Source organism: Pseudomonas sp. S3(2024) (genome assembly GCF_036861315.1).
Taxonomy (GTDB): domain Bacteria; phylum Pseudomonadota; class Gammaproteobacteria; order Pseudomonadales; family Pseudomonadaceae; genus Aquipseudomonas; species Aquipseudomonas putida_A.
Genome location: NZ_JAZAQQ010000002.1, coordinates 679085 through 698325, shown reverse-complemented (window position 1 = coordinate 698325; position 19241 = coordinate 679085). Strand labels below are relative to the sequence as shown.

Below are 19241 nucleotides of genomic sequence, written 5' to 3'. Positions count from 1 at the left end.
AGTCCTTAATCAAAGTCATTGCGCGTTCTGCGGTGCGGTCGTCGCGGGTTCGGCAGCAGGAGCCGGCGTCGGCGCGGGTTCCTGAGCAGGAAGCTGTGGCAGCGCTTCAGGCGCGGTATCAGGAGATGCCGCAGGAGTCGCCTCCTCGGTCGTAGTAGCCGGAGCGGCCGGCGTATTTGCCGGGGCCGGGCTGGAGCGGTAATCGGCGCGGCGCTTGAGCTGGAACTCGCGCACCGCGCTGTTGTGCGCATCCAGATCATCGGAGAACACATGGCTACCGTCGCCACGGGCGACGAAATACAGGCTGTTGCCTTCCACCGGATTGAGCGCGGCGTGAATCGCCTCGCGACCGACCATGGCAATCGGCGTCGGCGGCAATCCGGGGATCACATAGGTGTTGTAGGGCGTCGGCTCCTTGAGATGAGCTCGGGTCAACTTGCCGGTGTAGCGATCGCCCAGGCCGTAGATCACGGTCGGGTCGGTCTGCAACTGCATGCCCAGCGCCATGCGACGCACGAACACGCCGGCAATCTGCCCACGCTCCTGCGGCACACCGGTTTCCTTTTCCACCAGCGAGGCCATGATCAGCGCCTGATATGGCTCGCTGTACGGCGCATCAGCCGAGCGGTTCTCCCACTCCTTGGCCAACACCTCGTCGAGGCGGTCGAAGGCTTTCTTCAGCAATTCGACGTCGGAAACACCGCGCACAAAGCGGTAGGTATCCGGGAAGAATCGCCCTTCCGGGAACAGCCCGCGATGGCCGATTTTCTCCATCACTTCGCTGTCGCTCAAGCCCTTGAGGGTCTGCTCGATCTTTTCGTCTTTTGCCAGCGCGGCACGGACCTGGTGGAAATTCCAGCCCTCGACCAGTGTCAGGCTGTACTGCACCACTTCGCCGCGCTTCCACAGGTCGATCAGACCGTTGACAGTCATGCCCGGCTGCATGCGGTATTCGCCGGTATGGATCGGTGTGCCGGCCAGATTGAAGCGCCAGTAGATGCGCAACCAGAATGCGTCCTTGATGACCCCATCGGTTTCAAGTTCAAGAAAGGTACGGGTCGGCGTCGAGCCCTTCGGCACATCCAGCAGTTCTTCCTGCGTGATATTCAGGGGCTGTTCCAGCGCCGAATGAATTTTCCAGGCGCTGGCGCCCATCAGCAGCCCTGCCAGAACCAGTCCGGTTTCCAGCAGCAGCAAGAGTTTACGTCTCACGAATCAGGCATCCAGTAGCGCACGGGCAATGGTTTGCAGTTTACGGGTGAGCGGGCCAACCGGCCAGCTCAGTGCAGCGTAGGCGCGTACCGGCCAGACGCCATACACGCTGTTGCACATGAAGACTTCATCAGCCCATTGCAGCTGTTCGAGGCTGATGTCGGTGATTTGGATGGGGATGGCCAATGACTCGGCCTGAAACAATATTTCAGCACGCATCACACCGGCCACGCCACAGCGCTTCAGATCCGGGGTGATCAGTACGCCGTCGCGCACCAGAAACAGGTTGCTGAACACGCCTTCGATGACGCGCCCGGCCTGATCGAGCATCAAGCCTTCGGCGTGTTCGCTGTCGCACCACTCGGCCCGGGCAAGCACTTGTTCCAGACGATTCAGATGCTTGAGCCCGGCCAGCAACGGCTGATTCGACAACCGTGTGACGCAGGGAAACAGACGCACGCCCTGCTCGCCATGCACGGCAGGATAAGCCGCAGGCGGGTTGCCTTGCAAAATGCGTCGGCCCTGCGCCGCAGGATCGGGCGCGTAGCCACGCAAGCCGTCACCACGAGTGAGAATGAGCTTGAGCACGCCCTCGCCCATTGCCGCGGCATAAGCCAGTAGCTCGCTGCGAACCCGCTCGATATCCGCGGCGATGGCCAGACGCGAGCAGCCCTCGGCCAAACGCGTCAGGTGACGATCCAGCAATATCGGCTGGCCGCCGTGCACGGCAATGGTCTCGAACAGCCCATCGCCATAAGCCAGGCCGCGATCTTTCAGCGACAGAGCGTCAGCCGGCTGACCGTCGACCCAGCTGTCCATCACCCGGCGAACCGACGGAATGCCAATGTGCCGTTGGTGCCGCCAAACCCGAAGGAGTTGGACAGTACGACGTCGATGTCCATGTTGCGCGCAGTGTGCGGCACGAAATCGAGATCGCAGCCTTCATCCGGCTCATCGAGGTTGATCGTCGGCGGTGCCACCTGACTGTTGATCGCCAGTACGCTGAAGATCGCCTCGACCGCGCCCGCCGCACCCAACAGGTGACCGGTCATGGACTTGGTGGAGCTGACCGCCAGGTTGTAGGCGTGCTCACCGAACACGGTCTTGATCGCGTTGGCTTCGGCAAGGTCGCCGGCCGGGGTCGAAGTACCGTGGGCGTTAATGTACTGCACCTGGTCGATGTTGATCTTCGCATCGCGCAGCGCATTGGTGATGCAGCGCGCTGCACCAGCGCCATCAGCGGGTGGCGACGTCATGTGGAACGCATCGCCACTGGTGCCGAAGCCGATCAGCTCGGCGTAGATCGTGGCGCCACGGGCCTTGGCGTGCTCGAGTTCTTCGAGTACCAGCGCACCGGCACCGTCAGACAGCACGAAGCCATCACGGCCCTTGTCCCATGGACGACTGGCGCGAGTCGGCTCGTCGTTGCGGGTCGACAGCGCACGGGACGCGCCGAAGCCGCCCATGCCCAGACCGCACGCGGCCATCTCGGCACCGCCGGCGATCATTACGTCGGCCTCGTCGTACATGATGTTGCGCGCCGCCATGCCAATGCAGTGCGTACCGGTGGTACAGGCAGTGGAAATGGCGTAGTTCGGCCCCTGTGCACCCAGGTGGATGGACAGAAAACCGGAAATCATATTGATGATCGAGCCTGGCACGAAGAATGGCGAAATTCGACGCGGGCCCGTCTCATGCAGGGTACGGCTGGTTTCTTCGATGTTGGTCAGACCGCCGATGCCCGAGCCCATGGCCACGCCAATGCGCTCACGGTTGGCGTCGGTGACTTCCAGACCGGCGTTGCGAACAGCCTGAAAACCCGCGGCCAGACCGTACTGAATGAACAGGTCGAGCTTGCGTGCTTCCTTGACCGACAGGTATTCCTCGACATTGAAGCCCTTTACCGAGCCGCCAAAACGGGTGGAATAGGCAGAAAGGTCGGTGTGTTCGATCAGACCAATGCCACTGCGGCCAGCCAGAATGCCCTGCCAACTGCTCGGCACATCCGTGCCCAGTGGCGACAACATACCCATACCGGTGACTACGACGCGTCTACGCGACACAGCACTCTCCTTTTTCAAATGACGACTTTGCATCAGGCCTAAAGAAAAAACCGCACGCCATGATGGCAGTGCGGTTTTTCCATGACAGCAGACAACGATTACAAACTATTACGCCTGGTGGCTAGTAACGTAGTCGATTGCAGCTTGTACAGTAGTGATCTTCTCAGCTTCTTCGTCAGGGATTTCGGTCTCGAATTCCTCTTCCAGAGCCATCACCAGCTCAACGGTGTCAAGGGAGTCGGCACCCAGGTCTTCAACGAAGGAAGCAGTGTTGACCACTTCTTCTTCTTTAACGCCCAGTTGCTCGGCAACGATTTTCTTGACGCGCTCTTCGATGGTGCTCATACCTTGTTTTCACTCCTAATGGACAAATTCAGGCAGCTGGCCAGTGGGTAAGTGTATAGAAAGGCTTTTCAGCTTTTCAACTGAAAGCTTCACTCCTCAAACCCTGCGGCCCTCTGCCTATAAATAGATTGCAGCTTTATAACGGATTTTAGACAGCTCGTATGACATTTTTTTGAAGCAATCCGTCACATTTTACTTACATGTACATCCCACCGTTCACCGGGATTGTAGCCCCAGTGACGTATGCCGCACCGTCGGATGCAAGAAAAGCGACCACCGAGGCGATCTCTTGAGCTTGTCCCAGACGGCCCAGCGGAATCTGCGTCTGCAAGGCTTCACGCTGTGCTTCCGGCAGTTCGCGGGTCATATCGGTGTCGATGAACCCAGGGGTTACCGAGTTGACCGTAATCGAACGCGAACCGACTTCACGCGCCATCGCACGGCTGAAACCTTCCAGACCGGCCTTGGCGGCTGCATAGTTTACTTGGCCTGCGTTGCCCATGGCACCCACCACCGAGCCAATACTGATAATTCGGCCCCAGCGCGCCTTGGTCATGCCACGCAAAACGCCCTTGGACAGGCGATACAGACTGTTCAGGTTGGTATCGATCACGTCGTACCATTCATCGTCTTTCATGCGCATCATCAGGTTATCGCGGGTGATGCCGGCATTATTGACCAGAATCGCCGGCGCGCCGAACTGCTCCTGAATGCTCGCGATCACGGCGGCAACGGATTCGTCGCTGGTGACGTTCAGCTCCAGGCCGGTACCTTGAATGCCGTGCTCCTTGAGCGTGGCAGCGATCGCCTCGGCACCCTTGGCGGAGGTCGCGGTGCCAACGACGATGGCGCCCTGACGACCCAGTTCCAGTGCGATAGCCTGGCCGATACCGCGGCTTGCACCGGTGACCAGTGCAACTTTACCTTGCAGACTCATGCAAGTTTCTCCTGATTCAGGCCAGCGCTGCACGGGCGGCAGCGAAAGCGTCTGGGGTGTTGAGATTGGAAGTCGAAACGCCTTCGGCGCAACGTTTGTTCAGACCGGCCAGCACTTTGCCCGGGCCGCACTCGACCAGACTGGTAGCGCCTTTGGCAGCCAGGGTCTGAACCGATTCAACCCAGCGAACGGGCTTGTACAGCTGTTCGAGCAGATCACGCTTGAGGGCTTCCAGATCGGCCGGCACTTGCGCGCTGACGTTCTGTACGACCGGGATCTGCGGCGCCTGCCAGTCGATGGCGGCGATGGACTCGGCAAAGCGCTCGGCAGCCGGACGCATCAGTTCGCAATGCGACGGCACGCTCACCGGCAACGGCATGGCACGCTTGGCGCCACGGGCCTTGCAGCCCTCGATGGCACGCTCAACCGCAGCCTTGGCGCCGGCAATCACTACCTGACCCGGCGAGTTGAAGTTCACCGCGCTGACCACTTCGCCCTGCGCCGCTTCGGCACAGGCTGCCAGCACGTCGGCATCTTCCAGACCGAGGATCGCAGCCATGCCGCCCTGCCCGGCCGGAACGGCTTCCTGCATCAACTGGCCACGGCGCTCAACGAGCTTCACCGCGTCAGCCAGGCTCAGGCTGCCGGCAGCAACCAGCGCGCTGTATTCACCCAGGCTGTGACCGGCAACAAATGCCGGACGCGCGCCACCTTCAGCCAGCCACAGACGCCACAGGGCGATCGAAGCGGTCAGAATGGCCGGTTGGGTTTTGTCGGTTTGATTGAGCAGCTCTTCCGGGCCCTGCTGGGTCAGTGCCCACAGGTCATAGCCCAGAGCAGCGGAGGCTTCTTTGAAGGTTTCGAGGATCAACGGATATTCCGCGCCCAGCTCGGCCAGCATGCCGAGGGACTGCGAACCCTGTCCTGGAAAGACGAATGCGAGGGAAGCAGACATGTAACAAGCCCCTAATGATCTTGTCGTCGAAAATGACGCCCCACTGGGGGACGCAAGAAACTGACAGTTGGATGGCCCTTTGAACCGGGCGGTCACATTTAAGCATTGTCCGACGAAAACGCCTAAGACAACAGATCCTCCAGTCGGCCGTGGAGGCGTTCGGGCAGGTTCTCCTGAATCTCGATCAGCGCGCGCTGAATTGCACTCTGAAAACCCTGAACCCCGGCCGAACCGTGACTTTTCACCACGATACCCTGCAAGCCGAGGAAGCTTGCGCCGTTATGTCGCGCCGGTGCGAGATCCGCCTGCAGGCGCTTCATCAATGGCAGGGCCAAAGCACCTACCACGCGGGAAGCAAAGTTTTTCCTGAACAAGGCCTCAATGCGCGCGGCGATCATCGTCGCCAGGCCTTCGCTGGACTTGAGCAGGATATTGCCGACAAAACCGTCACAGACCACCACATCCGCCTCGCCGCGATACAGGCCATCGCCCTCGACAAAACCGATGTAGTTAATGCCGCGCGCCGCCTGCAACAAGGTCGCCGCCAGCTTGACCTGCTGATTGCCCTTGATGTCCTCGGTGCCGATATTCAGCAACGCGACACGCGGCCGGGCGATGCCCAGCGTCTGCGCCGCCACCGAGCCCATCACCGCGAACTGCAATAGATGCTCGGCGCTGCAATCGACGTTGGCGCCCAGGTCGAGCAACTGGCAATACCCCTTCTGCGTCGGAATCGCCGCCACCATCGCCGGCCGATCAATCCCCGGCAAGGTCTTGAGCACAAATCGCGACAGCGCCATCAACGCCCCGGTATTGCCAGCACTGACACAGGCCTGAGCCTTGCCGTCACGCACCAGTTCAAGGGCGACACGCATCGACGAGTCCGGCTTGCCACGCAAGGCCTGGGTCGGCTTTTCGTCCATGGTGATGACTTCAGACGCCGGGACAATTGTCAGGCGCGCGCGATCGGCAGCCGATTGGCCGTTGATCAGTTCTTCAAGTAGGGAGGGTTGACCGACGAGGGTCAGGTGCAGCGAGGGCGTAGCAGAAAGGCAAGCAAGGCTGGCCTGAACAATGCTGCGGGGACCGAAGTCCCCGCCCATTGCGTCAATCGCGATGACTTGAGCGGACAAGTGATTACTCGTCAGCGCCCTTGTCGATCACTTTACGGCCACGGTATACGCCTTCTGGCGATACGTGGTGACGCAGGTGAACTTCACCAGTGGTTTTTTCTACAGACAGGGTGCTAGCCTCGAGAGCGTCGTGCGAACGGCGCATGTCACGGGCAGAGCGGGATTTTTTGTTCTGCTGAACAGCCATAATTGATTAACTCCTAAACGTTTGGGTCACGCTTTAACTGCGCCAATACACTGAACGGGTTGGACCGCGTTACCTCGTCCTCGCTCGGTTCGGGTTCATCTGCTCCCGCCGGCTGCTGGCATTCTTCCGGATGATGAGCAGGCACAATGGGCAAGGCGAGCAGAAGCTCCTCCTCGATCAGTGACTGCAGATCCAATGGATCTTCGCCCAGTTCCAGCACGTCATAACCTTTCGGTAACGACTGGGTATTCGCACCCTCCTTCACTACAGCGTAACTGCATTCGCTGTGGATCGGCAGGGTGACCAGCTCAAGACAACGCTGGCAAACCATTTTGACTTCGGTGTCGATAAAGCTGTGGATCACCACAGATTTACGTTCATCTCGTTCAAAAACGAATTTGGCCTGCACCGTACCGACATCGTCGGAAAGCGGGTCGCAGAGTCTCTTCAAATCGGCCAGCAGCAGTTCACCTTGAAGGGTGGTGCCACGGTCAGCCAATTTGCGCGGGTCAACGTGAGGTGGAATCGGGTCATTCAACATAGGCGCAGCATTATAGGGATGCACCCACCCATGTCAAAGGAAATTGTGCCCTGTCCGTCACTTGCGTGCCTCCGCTAGAATTCGCACCTGCCTCAGGAGACGCCAATGCTGCCTTTATTACTCGCCTCAAGCTCGACTTATCGCCGGGAATTGCTCGCCCGCCTGCACCTGCCGTTCGTCTGCAGCTCGCCGGATATCGACGAAAGCCACCGACCGGGCGAATCCGCCATCGAACTGGTCAAGCGCCTCGCCGAACAGAAAGCCCGCGCACTCGCCGCGAGCCATCCCGCTCATCTGATTATTGGCTCGGACCAGGTCGCAGTGCTCGGCGATCAGATCATCGGCAAGCCACACACCTTCGACAAGGCTCGCGAGCAACTACTCGCCGCCAGCGGCGCCAGCGTGACCTTCCTCACCGGCCTGGCGCTGCTCAACAGCCAGACCGGCCACTGCCAGGTCGACTGCGTGCCGTTTACCGTGCACATGCGTCAGCTCGACGAGGCGCGAATTGAACGCTACCTGCGCCTGGAGCAGCCCTACGACTGCGCCGGCAGCTTCAAGGCCGAAGGATTGGGCGTGAGCCTGTTCCAATCCACCGAAGGGCCTGACGCCACCAGCCTCATCGGCCTGCCGCTGATTCGCCTGATCGACATGCTGCTGGCCGAAGGCGTGCAAATCCCTTAACGCACAGAAAACCGGCCATTGAGGCCGGTTTCTTTTCAACCCTGCACCAGGCTTAACGCAACGAAGGCCCGTGGAACCCCATCCACATCGCCAACTGCTCAGCCACACTGGCGCCAAGTTTCTTCGAGAAGCGGTCGAACGGCGATTCCTGCACAGTGAAATCCACCAGCTCTTTCTCGCCAATTACGTCGCGCGCCACCGAACTGGCATTGCCCAGGCCATCGATCAAGCCCAACGGCAGCGCCTGCTCGCCGGACCAGACCAGCCCGGAGAACAGCTCCGGATGCTCCTTGTCCTTCAAGCGATCGCCACGACCCTGCTTGACGCTATTGATGAACTGCTTGTGCGTGGTATCCAGCACGGTCTGCCAGAATGCGGTTTCGTCAGGCTTCTGCGGTTGGAACGGATCCAGAAACGATTTGTGCTCGCCCGAGGTATAAGTGCGACGCTCGACGCCGAGCTTGTCCATGGTGCCGACAAACCCGTAACCGGCCGCCGTTACACCAATGGAGCCGACCAGACTGGCCTTGTCGGCATAGATCTGATCCGCCGCACTGGCGATGTAATAGGCACCGGACGCACCGAGATCGGAAATCACCGCGTACACCTTGGTATCCGGGTGCAGACCGCGCAGACGCTTGATCTCGTCATACACATACCCCGACTGCACCGGACTGCCGCCAGGACTGTTGATCCGCAGGATGACACCCTTGACCTTCTTGTCTTCGAAGGCAGCACGCAAGCTGCCGACGATGTTATCGGCACTGGCAGGCTCCTTGTCGGCAATCATGCCGGTGACGTCGATCAGCGCGGTGTAGTTCGGGCCACGGGTGGCGCTCTTCTCCATGTCCATCAGCGGCGTGAACAGGATCAGCGCAACAAACAGATAAACAAACGTCAGCAGCTTGAAGAAAATCCCCCAACGCCGCGAGCGACGCTGCTCCTGCACACTGGCCAGCAAAGTCTTTTCCAGCAGCTTCCAGCTTTTCTCGTCACCGTCGTCGGCACTTGCCTTGGCCGGTGCTTTCCATTCGTCGGTCATGCGCTGTACCCCAGCAAAAACGTATTAAGCCTGCTGCCCCAGCCAGGCGTGCAATTCACTAAAACGGTCGATCGACAGGCGCGGTTCGAACTGCTGCAACGACTCGATCGACTGCGCGCCGTAACTGACCGCCACCGACGCCATACCCGCATTGCGTGCCATCAGCAGATCGAAGGACGAATCCCCGACCATCAGCGCCTGCTCGGGCCGCACGCGACAACGCGCGAGAATCTGCTCGAGCATCAGCGGATGCGGCTTGCTCGCGGTCTCGTCGGCGGCACGGGTGATATCGAAATAATCTTCCCAGCCATTGGCCTTGAGCACCCGATCCAGTCCACGACGATTCTTGCCGGTCGCGACCGCCAGGTGGTAGCCCTGCTCGCGAAACGACGCCATCGACTCCACTACGCCTTCGAACAACGGCGAAGGCACGGCTTCTGCCGCGATGTAGTGGTCGGCGTAATACTCGCGAAACAGGGTCATCTCGGCATCGCTGATGTCCGGGTACAAGGTGCGGATCGCCTCGGGCAAGCCCAGGCCGATGATGCCCTTGACGGCAAAATCATCACGCAACTCGAAACCGGAACGCGCGGACGCAGAATGCATCGCTTCGACAATCCGACCAATGGAATCAGCGAGGGTGCCGTCCCAATCGAAAATCAGCAGTTTGTAATCAGATGGGCGCACTCAATCGCTCCACGGTCTTGGCCCACATTTCATCCACCGGCGCCTGCAACTTGAGCTCGCCGCCATCGGGCAGCGGCACGGTCAGCATGTAGGCGTGCAGGAACAGACGCTTGCCGCCCAGATCACGGATCTCCTTGCTGAAACCGTCATCGCCGTACTTGGTGTCGCCGGCAATGCAGTGCCCGGCGTGCAACGTATGGACGCGGATCTGATGGGTGCGACCGGTGATCGGCTTGGCTTCGATCAGAGTGGCAAAGTCGCCGAAACGACGCAGGACCTTGAACACGGTCACCGACTCCTTGCCCTCCTCCTCGTCGACCTCGACCATGCGCTCGCCGGAGCGCAGATTGCTCTTGCCCAGCGCCGCACGGACTTGCTTGATCGAGGTCGCCCAATTGCCGCGCACCAGCGCCATGTAACGCTTGTCGACACCGTCACCGCGCAAGGCGGCGTGCAAGTGCCGCAACATGCTGCGCTTCTTGGCGATCATCAGCAGGCCGGAGGTGTCACGGTCGAGACGGTGAACCAGCTCCAGCTCTTTGGCATCGGGGCGCAACTGACGAAAGGCTTCGATGACGCCGTAATTCAAGCCACTGCCGCCGTGAACCGCAATGCCGGCGGGCTTGTTGATCACGATCAGGGCTTTGTCTTCGTAGACAATCGAGGCTTCCAGGCGCTGTAACAGACCCTGGGCCAAGGGCACCGGTTCGTCGCGTTCAGGCACGCGAACGGGCGGCACGCGCACGATATCGCCGGCCTGCAGCTTGTATTCGGGCTTGATCCGCCCCTTGTTCACGCGCACTTCGCCTTTACGCAAAATGCGGTAAATCAAGGTCTTGGGCACGCCTTTGAGCCGGGCAAGGAGGAAATTGTCGATTCGTTGGCCGGCATACTCCGGCGAGACTTCAAGCAGTTGAACGCCTGGAGTCGAAGGGGCAGTAGTTGTCATGCCGCGGATGATAACAATTTTTATGGAATTGAAGCACTTAATCATTGCTGCTATAGTCGCGAACGCCGCCAAAAGCGGCCTGGACAGCGGAACCACGGTCAAAAACCGGCCCTGACCAACGCAATTCACCAGGACGCGAGGCCGTCCTACGGGGCTTTCGCTACGTAACGGTGGAGTTTGCAGTTGTAACAAGCGCAGGTGACATGAGGCCTGAATTACACCGTCGAGCAGAGTTTTCACTCGCCTGACAGGCAAATATTCGAGGCCAGTTCACAAAGTGCAGTCAGCTGCAGATGACCCCGAGCGAAGGCTTCGGAAACATCGCCTGAATTAGCCATGATGCGTGACCTCCCCTTTCGGAGCTCACGGTAAATGCCAACCCGCTGCGGATTCTGCGCGCGGCAGCACCCGAATTATCAGGGATACGTGTAGGGTGGAGATGCACAACCGCCGGACTGTGTAGCAATAGGCTTTATCAAGACGCTTCATCTCGTCCACAGCCGCTGGTTGATTCCTCCTCCTGACTGAGTGCTTAAGTAGCCACAGCAAGCAGGACGCGTACGTCGCGATATCGGCCCAATTGGCCTGACATCGCTGGACACGGGAATGGCCAACCACTCCCGACGCACCTGACACCGACCGTGAGAAGTCGTGTGTGCCGAACGCCGTTTCCGGCAGCCCGGAAACCGACGGTACTACATGAAAAGAATGCTGATTAACGCAACTCAACCCGAAGAGTTGCGTGTTGCACTGGTAGATGGCCAACGCCTCTACGACCTGGACATCGAATCCGGTGCACGCGAGCAGAAAAAGGCCAACATCTACAAAGGCCGTATCACTCGCATCGAACCAAGCCTTGAGGCTGCCTTTGTCGATTTCGGCTCCGAGCGCCACGGCTTCCTGCCCCTCAAAGAAATCTCCCGCGAATACTTCAAGAAAGCCCCTGAAGGCCGCGTCAACATCAAGGACGTCCTGAGCGAAGGCCAGGAAGTCATCGTTCAGGTCGAAAAAGAAGAACGTGGCAACAAGGGCGCCGCCCTGACCACCTTCATCAGCCTGGCCGGTCGTTACCTCGTGCTGATGCCGAACAACCCGCGTGCCGGCGGTATCTCCCGTCGCATCGAAGGCGAAGAGCGCAACGAACTGCGTGAAGCGCTGAACGGTCTGGTTGCTCCAGCCGACATGGGTCTGATCGTGCGCACTGCCGGCCTGGGCCGCAGCAGCGAAGAAATGCAGTGGGACCTCGACTACCTGCTGCAACTGTGGACTGCCATCAAAGAAGCCTCGCTGGATCGCTCCGCGCCATTCCTGATCTATCAGGAAAGCAACGTGATCATCCGCGCCATCCGCGATTACCTGCGCCAGGACATCGGCGAAGTGCTGATCGACAGCGTTGAAGCCCAGGACGAAGCCCTGACCTTCATCCGCCAGGTGATGCCGCAGTACGCCAGCAAGATCAAGCTGTACGAAGACAGCGTGCCGCTGTTCAACCGTTTCCAGATCGAAAGCCAGATCGAGACCGCTTTCCAGCGTGTCGTCGAACTGCCTTCCGGCGGCTCCATCGTCATCGATCCGACCGAAGCCCTGGTGTCCATCGACATCAACTCGGCGCGCGCCACCAAAGGCAGCGACATCGAAGAAACCGCGCTGCAGACCAACCTTGAAGCCGCCGAAGAAATCGCCCGTCAGTTGCGCCTGCGCGACATCGGCGGCCTGATCGTCATCGACTTCATCGACATGACCCCGGCCAAGAACCAGCGCGCCGTGGAAGAGAAAGTCCGCGAATGCCTGGAAGCCGACCGCGCTCGCGTGCAGATCGGCCGCATCTCGCGCTTCGGCCTGCTGGAAATGTCCCGTCAGCGCCTGCGTCCATCGCTGGGCGAAAGCAGCGGCATCGTCTGCCCGCGCTGCAACGGCACCGGCATCATCCGTGACGTCGAATCGCTGTCGCTGGCGATCCTGCGCCTGATCGAAGAAGAAGCCCTGAAAGACCGCACTGCCGAAGTGCGCGCTCAGGTGCCGATCCCGGTCGCCGCGTTCCTGCTCAACGAAAAACGCAACTCGATCACCAAGATCGAACTGCGCACCCGTGCCCGTATCGTCATTCTGCCGAACGATCACCTGGAAACCCCGCACTTCGAAGTTCAGCGTCTGCGTGACGACAGCCCGGAAGCTGCGACCAACCAGTCCAGCTACGAAATCGCTGCTGCCGCTGCCGAAGTCGAAGAAGTCCAGCCAGCCGCTGCGACCCGCACCCTGGTTCGCCAGGAAGCCGCGGTCAAGACTGCGCCGGCCCGTGCCAATGCGCCGGTGCCGACCGAAGTCGCCGCGCCTGTCGCTGCTGCACCGGCTCCGGTTGCCGCGCCAGAGCCAAGCCTGTTCAAGGGCCTGGTGAAATCGCTGGTCAGCCTGTTCGCGACCAAAGAAGAGCCAGCCGCTCCGGTCGTCGTTGAAAAACCGGCCACCGAGCGTCCAGCCCGCAACGAAGAGCGTCGCAACGGTCGTCAGCAGAGCCGCAACCGTAACGGTCGCCGCGATGAAGAGCGCAAGCCGCGCGAAGAACGTGCGCCGCGTGAAGAGCGCGCCCCACGCGAGCCGCGTGAAGAGCGTCAGCCACGTGAAGCCCGTGAAGTCCGCGAGCCGCGTGAAGCCCGCAGCGAAGCACCGGCCGCTCGCGAAGAACGCGCACCCCGCGCTCCGCGTGAAGAACGTGCACCACGTGCGCCGCGCGAAGACCGCAAGCCACGTGGCGAGCGTGAAGAGCGTGTACGTGAACTGCGCGAACCACTGGACGCCGCTCCGGCTGCACCCGTAGCGGCTGCCGCTGCCGCTGTGGTCGCAGAAGAACGTCCGGCCCGTCAGCCCCGCGAAGAGCGCGCTCCACGCCCACCGCGTGAAGAGCGTCAACCGCGTGCCGAGCAGGCTGCTGCCGCCGTTGCTGAAGAAGAAGTGAACAGCAACGAAGAGCAACTGCCGGAAGACGGTCAGGACAACGCCGAAGGCGATCGTCCACGTCGTCGCTCCCGTGGTCAGCGTCGTCGCAGCAACCGTCGCGAGCGTCAGCGTGATGCCAACGGCAACGTGATCGAAGGTTCGGAAGAGTCCGAGTCCGGCGAACACGCTGAAACAGCACCAAGCGCTGCCGGCCTGGCCGTCACTGCCGCTGTTGCCAGCAGCGTGATCAGCGCTCCGGCCGAAGCACAGGCTCACGAGCAAGCCGAACGCGCCACCGCCGCTGTTCAGGAAACCGCTCCAGTGGAAGCGCCGGTTGTTGAGGCCACTACCCCAGTGGAAGTGGTTGCTGCTCCGGAAGTCGAAGTGGCACCGGTTCAAGAAACACTGCCTCAGGTTGAAGCCGCTGCACAACCTGCCGTTGAGGCGCCAGTCGTGGCCGCAGAGCCGGTTGCTGAAACCGTCGCTGAAACCGTGACCGAAACCGTGCGTGAAGTACGCGAAGAACAGACCGCGTTCAACTGGGTTGCCGAGCCTGCCGTCGCTGAAACGCCAGCGCCAGTCGTTGAAGCCCCAGTGGTTGAAGAAGCCAAGGCTGCCGCGCCAGTGGTCGAAGCCGCTGAACCTGCTCCAGCGCCAGTGGTTGAAACACCGGTGGTCGAAGCGCCAGTGGTTGCCGAAGCCCCTACCCCAGTGGTTGAAGCCGCTCCGGTCAGCGCCCTGACGCCAAACGGCCGTGCGCCAAACGACCCACGTGAAGTGCGTCGCCGCAAGCGTGAAGCCGAGCGTCTGCAGAAGGAAGCCGAACTGGCTGCCGCTGCTGCTCCGGCGGCTGAAGTGGTCGAGGTTGCTGCGGTGACTGAAGAGGCCGTGGTTGAGTCGGTGATCGCCGAAGCACCACGCTCCGTTCAGGACGCGGTCGAGCATCACCAGGCGACCGAGGAAAAACAGCACGAGCCTAAACCGCTCGTCTGATTCCGCAAGCCAATAAAAAGCCCCGCCTGAGCAATCAGGCGGGGCTTTTTCATGCCTCCAGTTCAAGCATCGCCCCGACTCCTTGTAGGAGTGAGCCTGCTCGCGATAGCGGTGTATCAGCCACCACAAATGACACTGACCCAACGCTATCGCGAGCAGGCTCACTCCTACAGAGGATTTATGCAGGGCTCAGGATTGAGGGAATACAAGAGAATCGGGCACATCGATATCCCACAACACCCCGGGATCATCCACCGCTACCTCAATCACCCTGCCCTGCTTGAACAGAGGCCTGGCGCCGCGATCACCACTCAATGCCTGCAAGCCCGGCCCGAACGAACGCCCGAACCCCACCGGATGCCCAAATTCGCCCTCCTGCACCGGCACACTAACCGCGTCATCGGCCATTGCCGCCACCACCCGCTCAATACTCGACGGCAGGATAAACGGCATGTCCCCCAACACGATCAGCCAGCCTTCTGCATCCGGACAAACCGCAACGCCAGCCGCAATACTGTCACCCATCCCGGTCGATTCAATCGAGACCACGTCACAGCCATAAGCCTGAGCCATGCGCATCGCCTGCGGCCGCGCTTCAGTGGTCACCAGCACCCGCTTGTCGAGGTTGGCCGGCAGATTCAGCAACACTTGCTCGATCACCGAGCGCACCGCGCCATCACGCCCGGTGCAATCGGCCAGCAACTTGTCTTTATCGGCACCGGCAACCTGGCGAAAGCGACTGCCCTCGCCCGCCGCCAGTACGATTACAGCGATGGATCGACTCATGCGCCCTCCACGACATTCTTCTGCTTCAACTCGACGCCGTTCTTGATCGCCACAATCTCCGCCAACAACGACAGGGCAATCTCCGCTGGCGAATGACTGCCGATGTGCAGACCGATCGGCCCGTGCAATCGCGCAATGGCTGATTCAGACAAGCCTAGCTGAGCCAGATTGTCCCGGCGCTTCTGGCTGTTGACTCGCGAACCCAGTGCACCGACATAAAAGGCTGGCGAATCGAGTGCGGTGAGCAGCGCCATATCGTCCAGGCGTGGATCGTGGGTCAGCGCCACAATCGCCGTGCGTTCGTCCGTCTGAATGCTCAACACCGCGTCATCCGGCATACCCGGGACGAACCGTCCGTGGTGCTCTTCCCAGCCATAAACGAACTCGGTACGCGGATCGCAGATCAGCACTTCGAAATCCAGCAACCGGGCCATATCGGCCACATACCGCGAAAGCTGTCCGGCGCCGATCAGCAGCAGGCGCCAGCGCGGGCCATAAATGGCGCGCAGGGTCTTGCCGTCGAATGCCAGTACATCGGATTTGCACGCCGCTGACAGCACAACTTCACCGGTTTCGATGTTCAGCTCACGGGCGACAATCTCATGGTTTTCACAACGCGCCAGCAACTCGGCGACCCACGCCGGATCAGCGACCCGCTCCTCGGTCAGGCGCAGCGTGCCGCCACAGGGCAAGCCGAACCGCGCCGCCTCCTCGCGGGTGACGCCATAGGTAATCAGCTGCACCGGCGGGCCGTCACTGGTGATGCGCCCGTCGTGCAGACGGGCGATCAGGTCATCCTCGACACAGCCGCCGGACACCGAGCCGATCACCACGCCGTCCTCGCGCAACGCGAGCATCGCGCCGGGTGCCCGGGGCGCAGTGCCCCAGGTCTGCACCACGCTGAACAGCACCACCCGCTGCCCGGCGCGGCGCCATTCAAGCACGCTGCGCAGGACGTTGAGATCGGCGCTGTCCATTACGCCTGCGCCTTCTGCCAACCCTGCAACTGATAACGCACCGGCAAGTTACGGATGCGCTGGCCGGTGGCGGCGAAGATCGCATTGCACAGTGCCGGCGCAATCGGCGGCACGCCGGGTTCACCGACACCACCCAACGGCACGTCACCCGGCGGCGTCACCAAATGCACCGCGATTTCCTTCGGCGCCAGCGACATGCGCGCCACTTCGTACATATGGAAGTTGTCCTGCTGGACCTTGCCATCCTTGAAGCTGATTTCACCCAGCACCGCGTTGCCCAGGCCCATCACGCACGCGCCCTCGAACTGCGAACGGATACGTTCAGGGTTGATCTGCGGCCCGCAATCAACAGCGATGTCAGCCTTGTGCACGATCAGCGTACCGTCGTCCTTGACCTCGACTTCGATCACCGCCGCCACATAGGTGACGAAGCTGTAATGCACCGCCAGACCGAGGCCTCGGCCCTTGGGCAATTGGCGCCCCCAGCCGGCAGCCTTGGCCGCGGTTTCCAGTACCGTGCGCATGCGCCCGGTGTCGATCGGGTAGCGCTCGGGGGATTCGCCGTAATTCCACTCCTCGCTCAGGGTGCGCGGGTCGATCTGCCGATCCGGGCCCAGCAACTTGATCTGGTACTTGAGCGGATCGACGCCAGCCTTGTGCGCCAGTTCGTCGACGAAACTCTGAATCGCAAAACCGTGAGGAATGTTCGACACCGAGCGATACCAGCCGACGCGGGTATGCACCGTGGCTTCGGGGTTTTCCAGGCGCACGCTGGGAATCGCGTAAGCCATATTGGTGAAACCCATGCCCAGTTCGAACGCCGCTTCATGGTTCATGCCCGGGGCGAACAGCGCCGTAATGCTCGGCGCCACTGTGCGATGCAGCCAGCCGGAGGGCATGCCGTCCTTGCCGACAGCGGCTTTCAAATACTCGGCGGACACCGTGTGGAAATACGAGTTGTGGATGTCATCCTCGCGGGTCCATTGCACCCGCACGGCTTTACCGGGGAACTCCTTGGCAAGGATCGCTGCTTCGACGACGAAATCCGGCTTCGATTTACGGCCGAAACCGCCGCCCAGCAGCGTGACGTTGAAGGTGACATTGTCGAACGGCAGCCCGAGGCGCTCGGCGATGCGTTCGCGAGTCACCTGCGGCGCCTGACTCGGCGCCCACGCTTCACACACACCTTTGTCGTAGCGCGCGATGGCGACCATCGGCTCCATCGGTGCCTGGGCCAGATGCGGCAGATAATAGGACGCTTCGAGGCTGCTGGCGGCGCCGCTCAAGGCTTTGTCGATATCGCCAGTGTTGCGCACCACTTTGCCGGGTTTGCGCGACGCCGCTTCCAGTTCCTTGCGATAAGCGATCGAGTCATAACTGGCATTGGGGCCGTCGTCCCATTCGATCTTCAGCGCCTCGCGGCCCTTGATCGCCGCCCAGGTATTGCTGGCAATCACCGCTACGCCGCCCAGCGGCTGGAATTCCGAAGGCAGCGGATGGCTCTCGATCTGCATGACCTTCAGCACACCCGGAACCTTCAGCGCAGCGCTGTCATCCAGCGACTTGACCTTGCCGCCGTACACCGCCGGACGGGCGATGGTGGCGTAGAGCATGCCGTCGAAATGCACGTCCGCGCCGTACACCGCGCGCCCGTTGACGATATCGGCACCGTCGATGGCTTTGGTGCCTTCCTTGCCGATGTAGCGGAACTCTGACGGCTGCTTGAGGCGCAGGCTGTCACGGGCCGGCACTGTCAGCGCACTGGCGGCAGCGGCAAGTTCGCCGTAACCCAGCTCGCGACCGGACGGTTTATGCAGGACTTTGTGCAACTGCGCCTGGCACTCGCCCACCGGCACCTGCCATTGCGCGGCGGCGGCTTGTTCCAGCATGGTCCGGGCCGCCGCGCCGCAACGACGCATCGGCTCATACCAGTGACGCATGCTGCGCGAACCATCAGTGTCCTGGTTGCCGAAACGTACTTCGTCACCCGGCGCTTGCCGGACTTTGACCTTGGCCCAATCGGCGTCCAGTTCATCAGCGACCACCATGGTCAGGCTGGTGCGCACACCCTGGCCCATTTCCGAGCGGTTGCAGACCACGGTGACCGTGCCATCCGCTGCGATGCTGACGTAGACCTTGGGATCGTCGATCCAGCCGTTGGGCATGCCGTCGGCACCGAACTTCTTCGGCGCGTCTTCAGCCAGTGCATCCTGCCAGCCCCAACTCGCGGCCAGTACCAACGCGCCAGTCGCGCCAACGCCTTTGAGAAAACCGCGACGGCTGAGATTGCTCAGGGCGAAATCATTCGGCAAGCGGCTCATGCCTTGGCCTCCTTCAGGTGAGTGGAGGCCTGACGGATCGCGGTCTTGATCCGGTTGTAGGTGCCGCAACGGCAAATGTTGCCGACCATGGCCTCTTCAATCTGTTCGTCGCTCGGGTTCGGATTGGTTTTAAGCAACGCCGTGGCAGACATGATCTGCCCACCCTGACAGAAACCACACTGCGCCACCGCGCTGTCGAGCCAGGCTTGCTGCACCACTTGCCCGACCGGATCGGCGTGCAGATTGTCGATGGTGCTGACGTTCTGCCCGACCACCGAGCCGATCGGCGTGATGCAACTGCGCGCCGGCAAGCCGTCGATATGAATGGTGCAGGCACCGCACAGGCCCATGCCGCAGCCGAATTTGGTGCCGTTGTATCCGGCGACATCACGGATTGCCCACAGTAGCGGCATGTCTTCGGTGACATCCAGTGGGTGATCCTGGCCATTGAGTTTCAGGGTAATCATGGGCACGCCCGCATATTCTTGGTGGTTA

The 19241-nt window shown here is 61.1% G+C and carries 18 protein-coding genes; 2 read left to right on the top strand and 16 right to left on the bottom strand.

Annotated features, from left to right (window positions below; all coding sequences use genetic code 11):
* Window positions 1-15: 15 nt before the first annotated feature.
* The 9 genes from mltG to VLA07_RS07900 all read right to left on the bottom strand — a co-directional run bounded on the left by mltG (window position 16) and on the right by VLA07_RS07900 (window position 7373).
* Window positions 16-1212 carry an endolytic transglycosylase MltG gene (gene mltG / locus VLA07_RS07940; RefSeq protein WP_333988982.1) on the bottom strand — a complete coding sequence of 399 codons (1197 nt, stop codon included), beginning with the start codon at window positions 1210-1212 and terminating at the stop codon, window positions 16-18.
* Between the two features lie 3 nt (window positions 1213-1215).
* Window positions 1216-2031, bottom strand: a complete 816-nt coding sequence (pabC, locus tag VLA07_RS07935) for an aminodeoxychorismate lyase (protein ID WP_150368296.1) — start codon at window positions 2029-2031, stop codon at window positions 1216-1218.
* Window positions 2031-3275: a beta-ketoacyl-ACP synthase II gene (gene fabF / locus VLA07_RS07930; protein ID WP_027612357.1), complete on the bottom strand. Its 1245-nt coding sequence runs from the start codon at window positions 3273-3275 to the stop codon at window positions 2031-2033. The genes pabC and fabF overlap by 1 nt, the downstream gene beginning before the upstream one ends.
* A gap of 108 nt (window positions 3276-3383) precedes the next feature.
* The gene (acpP, locus tag VLA07_RS07925; protein ID WP_003175607.1) at window positions 3384-3620 is read right to left on the bottom strand and encodes an acyl carrier protein; all 237 of its coding nucleotides are present in this window, start codon (window positions 3618-3620) and stop codon (window positions 3384-3386) included.
* Window positions 3621-3816: 196 nt separating this feature from the next.
* Window positions 3817-4557: a 3-oxoacyl-ACP reductase FabG gene (gene fabG, locus VLA07_RS07920; protein ID WP_027612356.1), complete on the bottom strand. Its 741-nt coding sequence runs from the start codon at window positions 4555-4557 to the stop codon at window positions 3817-3819.
* 16 nt (window positions 4558-4573) lie between these two features.
* The gene (fabD, locus tag VLA07_RS07915) at window positions 4574-5512 is read right to left on the bottom strand and encodes an ACP S-malonyltransferase (RefSeq protein WP_333988981.1); all 939 of its coding nucleotides are present in this window, start codon (window positions 5510-5512) and stop codon (window positions 4574-4576) included.
* Window positions 5513-5634: 122 nt separating this feature from the next.
* Window positions 5635-6645, bottom strand: coding sequence for a phosphate acyltransferase PlsX (gene plsX / locus VLA07_RS07910; protein ID WP_080963300.1), 1011 nt, complete (start codon window positions 6643-6645; stop codon window positions 5635-5637).
* A 4-nt stretch (window positions 6646-6649) separates the two neighbouring features.
* Window positions 6650-6832, bottom strand: a complete 183-nt coding sequence (gene rpmF / locus VLA07_RS07905; RefSeq protein ID WP_003179396.1) for a 50S ribosomal protein L32 — start codon at window positions 6830-6832, stop codon at window positions 6650-6652.
* A gap of 13 nt (window positions 6833-6845) precedes the next feature.
* Window positions 6846-7373: a YceD family protein gene (locus VLA07_RS07900; RefSeq protein ID WP_003204262.1), complete on the bottom strand. Its 528-nt coding sequence runs from the start codon at window positions 7371-7373 to the stop codon at window positions 6846-6848.
* Window positions 7374-7478: 105 nt separating this feature from the next.
* Between VLA07_RS07900 and VLA07_RS07895 the strand changes: the two genes are divergently transcribed.
* Window positions 7479-8057, top strand: coding sequence for a Maf family protein (locus tag VLA07_RS07895; RefSeq protein WP_115989155.1), 579 nt, complete (start codon window positions 7479-7481; stop codon window positions 8055-8057).
* A 52-nt stretch (window positions 8058-8109) separates the two neighbouring features.
* Here the strand turns inward: VLA07_RS07895 and sppA are convergent, their stop codons facing one another.
* From sppA to rluC, 3 genes are read right to left on the bottom strand one after another with little or no spacing between them, the layout of a single operon-like run.
* Entirely contained in the window at window positions 8110-9099 is a 990-nt protein-coding gene (gene sppA / locus VLA07_RS07890; protein WP_027612352.1) for a signal peptide peptidase SppA, read from the bottom strand.
* A gap of 24 nt (window positions 9100-9123) precedes the next feature.
* Window positions 9124-9786: an HAD-IA family hydrolase gene (locus VLA07_RS07885; RefSeq protein WP_333988980.1), complete on the bottom strand. Its 663-nt coding sequence runs from the start codon at window positions 9784-9786 to the stop codon at window positions 9124-9126.
* The gene (gene rluC, locus VLA07_RS07880; RefSeq protein WP_007950779.1) at window positions 9773-10735 is read right to left on the bottom strand and encodes a 23S rRNA pseudouridine(955/2504/2580) synthase RluC; all 963 of its coding nucleotides are present in this window, start codon (window positions 10733-10735) and stop codon (window positions 9773-9775) included. Before rluC ends, VLA07_RS07885 begins: the two co-directional genes overlap by 14 nt.
* 699 nt (window positions 10736-11434) lie before the next feature.
* Here rluC and rne point away from each other — a divergent pair.
* The gene (gene rne / locus VLA07_RS07875; protein ID WP_333988979.1) at window positions 11435-14662 is read left to right on the top strand and encodes a ribonuclease E; all 3228 of its coding nucleotides are present in this window, start codon (window positions 11435-11437) and stop codon (window positions 14660-14662) included.
* Between the two features lie 189 nt (window positions 14663-14851).
* Here the strand turns inward: rne and VLA07_RS07870 are convergent, their stop codons facing one another.
* The 4 genes from VLA07_RS07870 to VLA07_RS07855 are packed head-to-tail and all read right to left on the bottom strand — an operon-like array spanning window position 14852 to window position 19213.
* Window positions 14852-15448 (bottom strand): nucleotidyltransferase family protein, encoded by a 597-nt coding sequence (locus tag VLA07_RS07870; RefSeq protein ID WP_333988978.1) that lies wholly within the window; start codon window positions 15446-15448, stop codon window positions 14852-14854.
* A complete protein-coding gene (locus VLA07_RS07865) occupies window positions 15445-16425 on the bottom strand; it encodes an XdhC family protein (protein ID WP_333988977.1) in 981 nt (326 codons plus the stop codon). Before VLA07_RS07865 ends, VLA07_RS07870 begins: the two co-directional genes overlap by 4 nt.
* Window positions 16425-18746, bottom strand: coding sequence for a xanthine dehydrogenase family protein molybdopterin-binding subunit (locus tag VLA07_RS07860; protein WP_333988976.1), 2322 nt, complete (start codon window positions 18744-18746; stop codon window positions 16425-16427). The genes VLA07_RS07865 and VLA07_RS07860 overlap by 1 nt, the downstream gene beginning before the upstream one ends.
* On the bottom strand, window positions 18743-19213 hold the full coding sequence (locus VLA07_RS07855) for a (2Fe-2S)-binding protein (protein ID WP_150368302.1): 471 nt from the start codon (window positions 19211-19213) through the stop codon (window positions 18743-18745). The genes VLA07_RS07860 and VLA07_RS07855 overlap by 4 nt, the downstream gene beginning before the upstream one ends.
* Between the last annotated feature and the right edge of the window lie 28 nt (window positions 19214-19241).

Excerpts from the sequence above, each read along its gene's own strand:
- pabC (WP_150368296.1), bottom strand. The coding sequence starts at position 2,031 with ATGGACAGCTGGGTCGACGGTCAGCCGGCTGACGCTCTGTCGCTGAAA.
- acpP (WP_003175607.1), bottom strand. The coding sequence starts at position 3,620 with ATGAGCACCATCGAAGAGCGCGTCAAGAAAATCGTTGCCGAGCAACTG.
- fabG (WP_027612356.1), bottom strand. The coding sequence starts at position 4,557 with ATGAGTCTGCAAGGTAAAGTTGCACTGGTCACCGGTGCAAGCCGCGGT.
- fabD (WP_333988981.1), bottom strand. The coding sequence starts at position 5,512 with ATGTCTGCTTCCCTCGCATTCGTCTTTCCAGGACAGGGTTCGCAGTCC.
- rpmF (WP_003179396.1), bottom strand. The coding sequence starts at position 6,832 with ATGGCTGTTCAGCAGAACAAAAAATCCCGCTCTGCCCGTGACATGCGC.
- VLA07_RS07900 (WP_003204262.1), bottom strand. The coding sequence starts at position 7,373 with ATGTTGAATGACCCGATTCCACCTCACGTTGACCCGCGCAAATTGGCT.
- VLA07_RS07895 (WP_115989155.1), top strand. The coding sequence starts at position 7,479 with ATGCTGCCTTTATTACTCGCCTCAAGCTCGACTTATCGCCGGGAATTG.
- sppA (WP_027612352.1), bottom strand. The coding sequence starts at position 9,099 with ATGACCGACGAATGGAAAGCACCGGCCAAGGCAAGTGCCGACGACGGT.
- rluC (WP_007950779.1), bottom strand. The coding sequence starts at position 10,735 with ATGACAACTACTGCCCCTTCGACTCCAGGCGTTCAACTGCTTGAAGTC.
- rne (WP_333988979.1), top strand. The coding sequence starts at position 11,435 with ATGAAAAGAATGCTGATTAACGCAACTCAACCCGAAGAGTTGCGTGTT.
- VLA07_RS07870 (WP_333988978.1), bottom strand. The coding sequence starts at position 15,448 with ATGAGTCGATCCATCGCTGTAATCGTACTGGCGGCGGGCGAGGGCAGT.
- VLA07_RS07865 (WP_333988977.1), bottom strand. The coding sequence starts at position 16,425 with ATGGACAGCGCCGATCTCAACGTCCTGCGCAGCGTGCTTGAATGGCGC.
- VLA07_RS07860 (WP_333988976.1), bottom strand. The coding sequence starts at position 18,746 with ATGAGCCGCTTGCCGAATGATTTCGCCCTGAGCAATCTCAGCCGTCGC.
- VLA07_RS07855 (WP_150368302.1), bottom strand. The coding sequence starts at position 19,213 with ATGATTACCCTGAAACTCAATGGCCAGGATCACCCACTGGATGTCACC.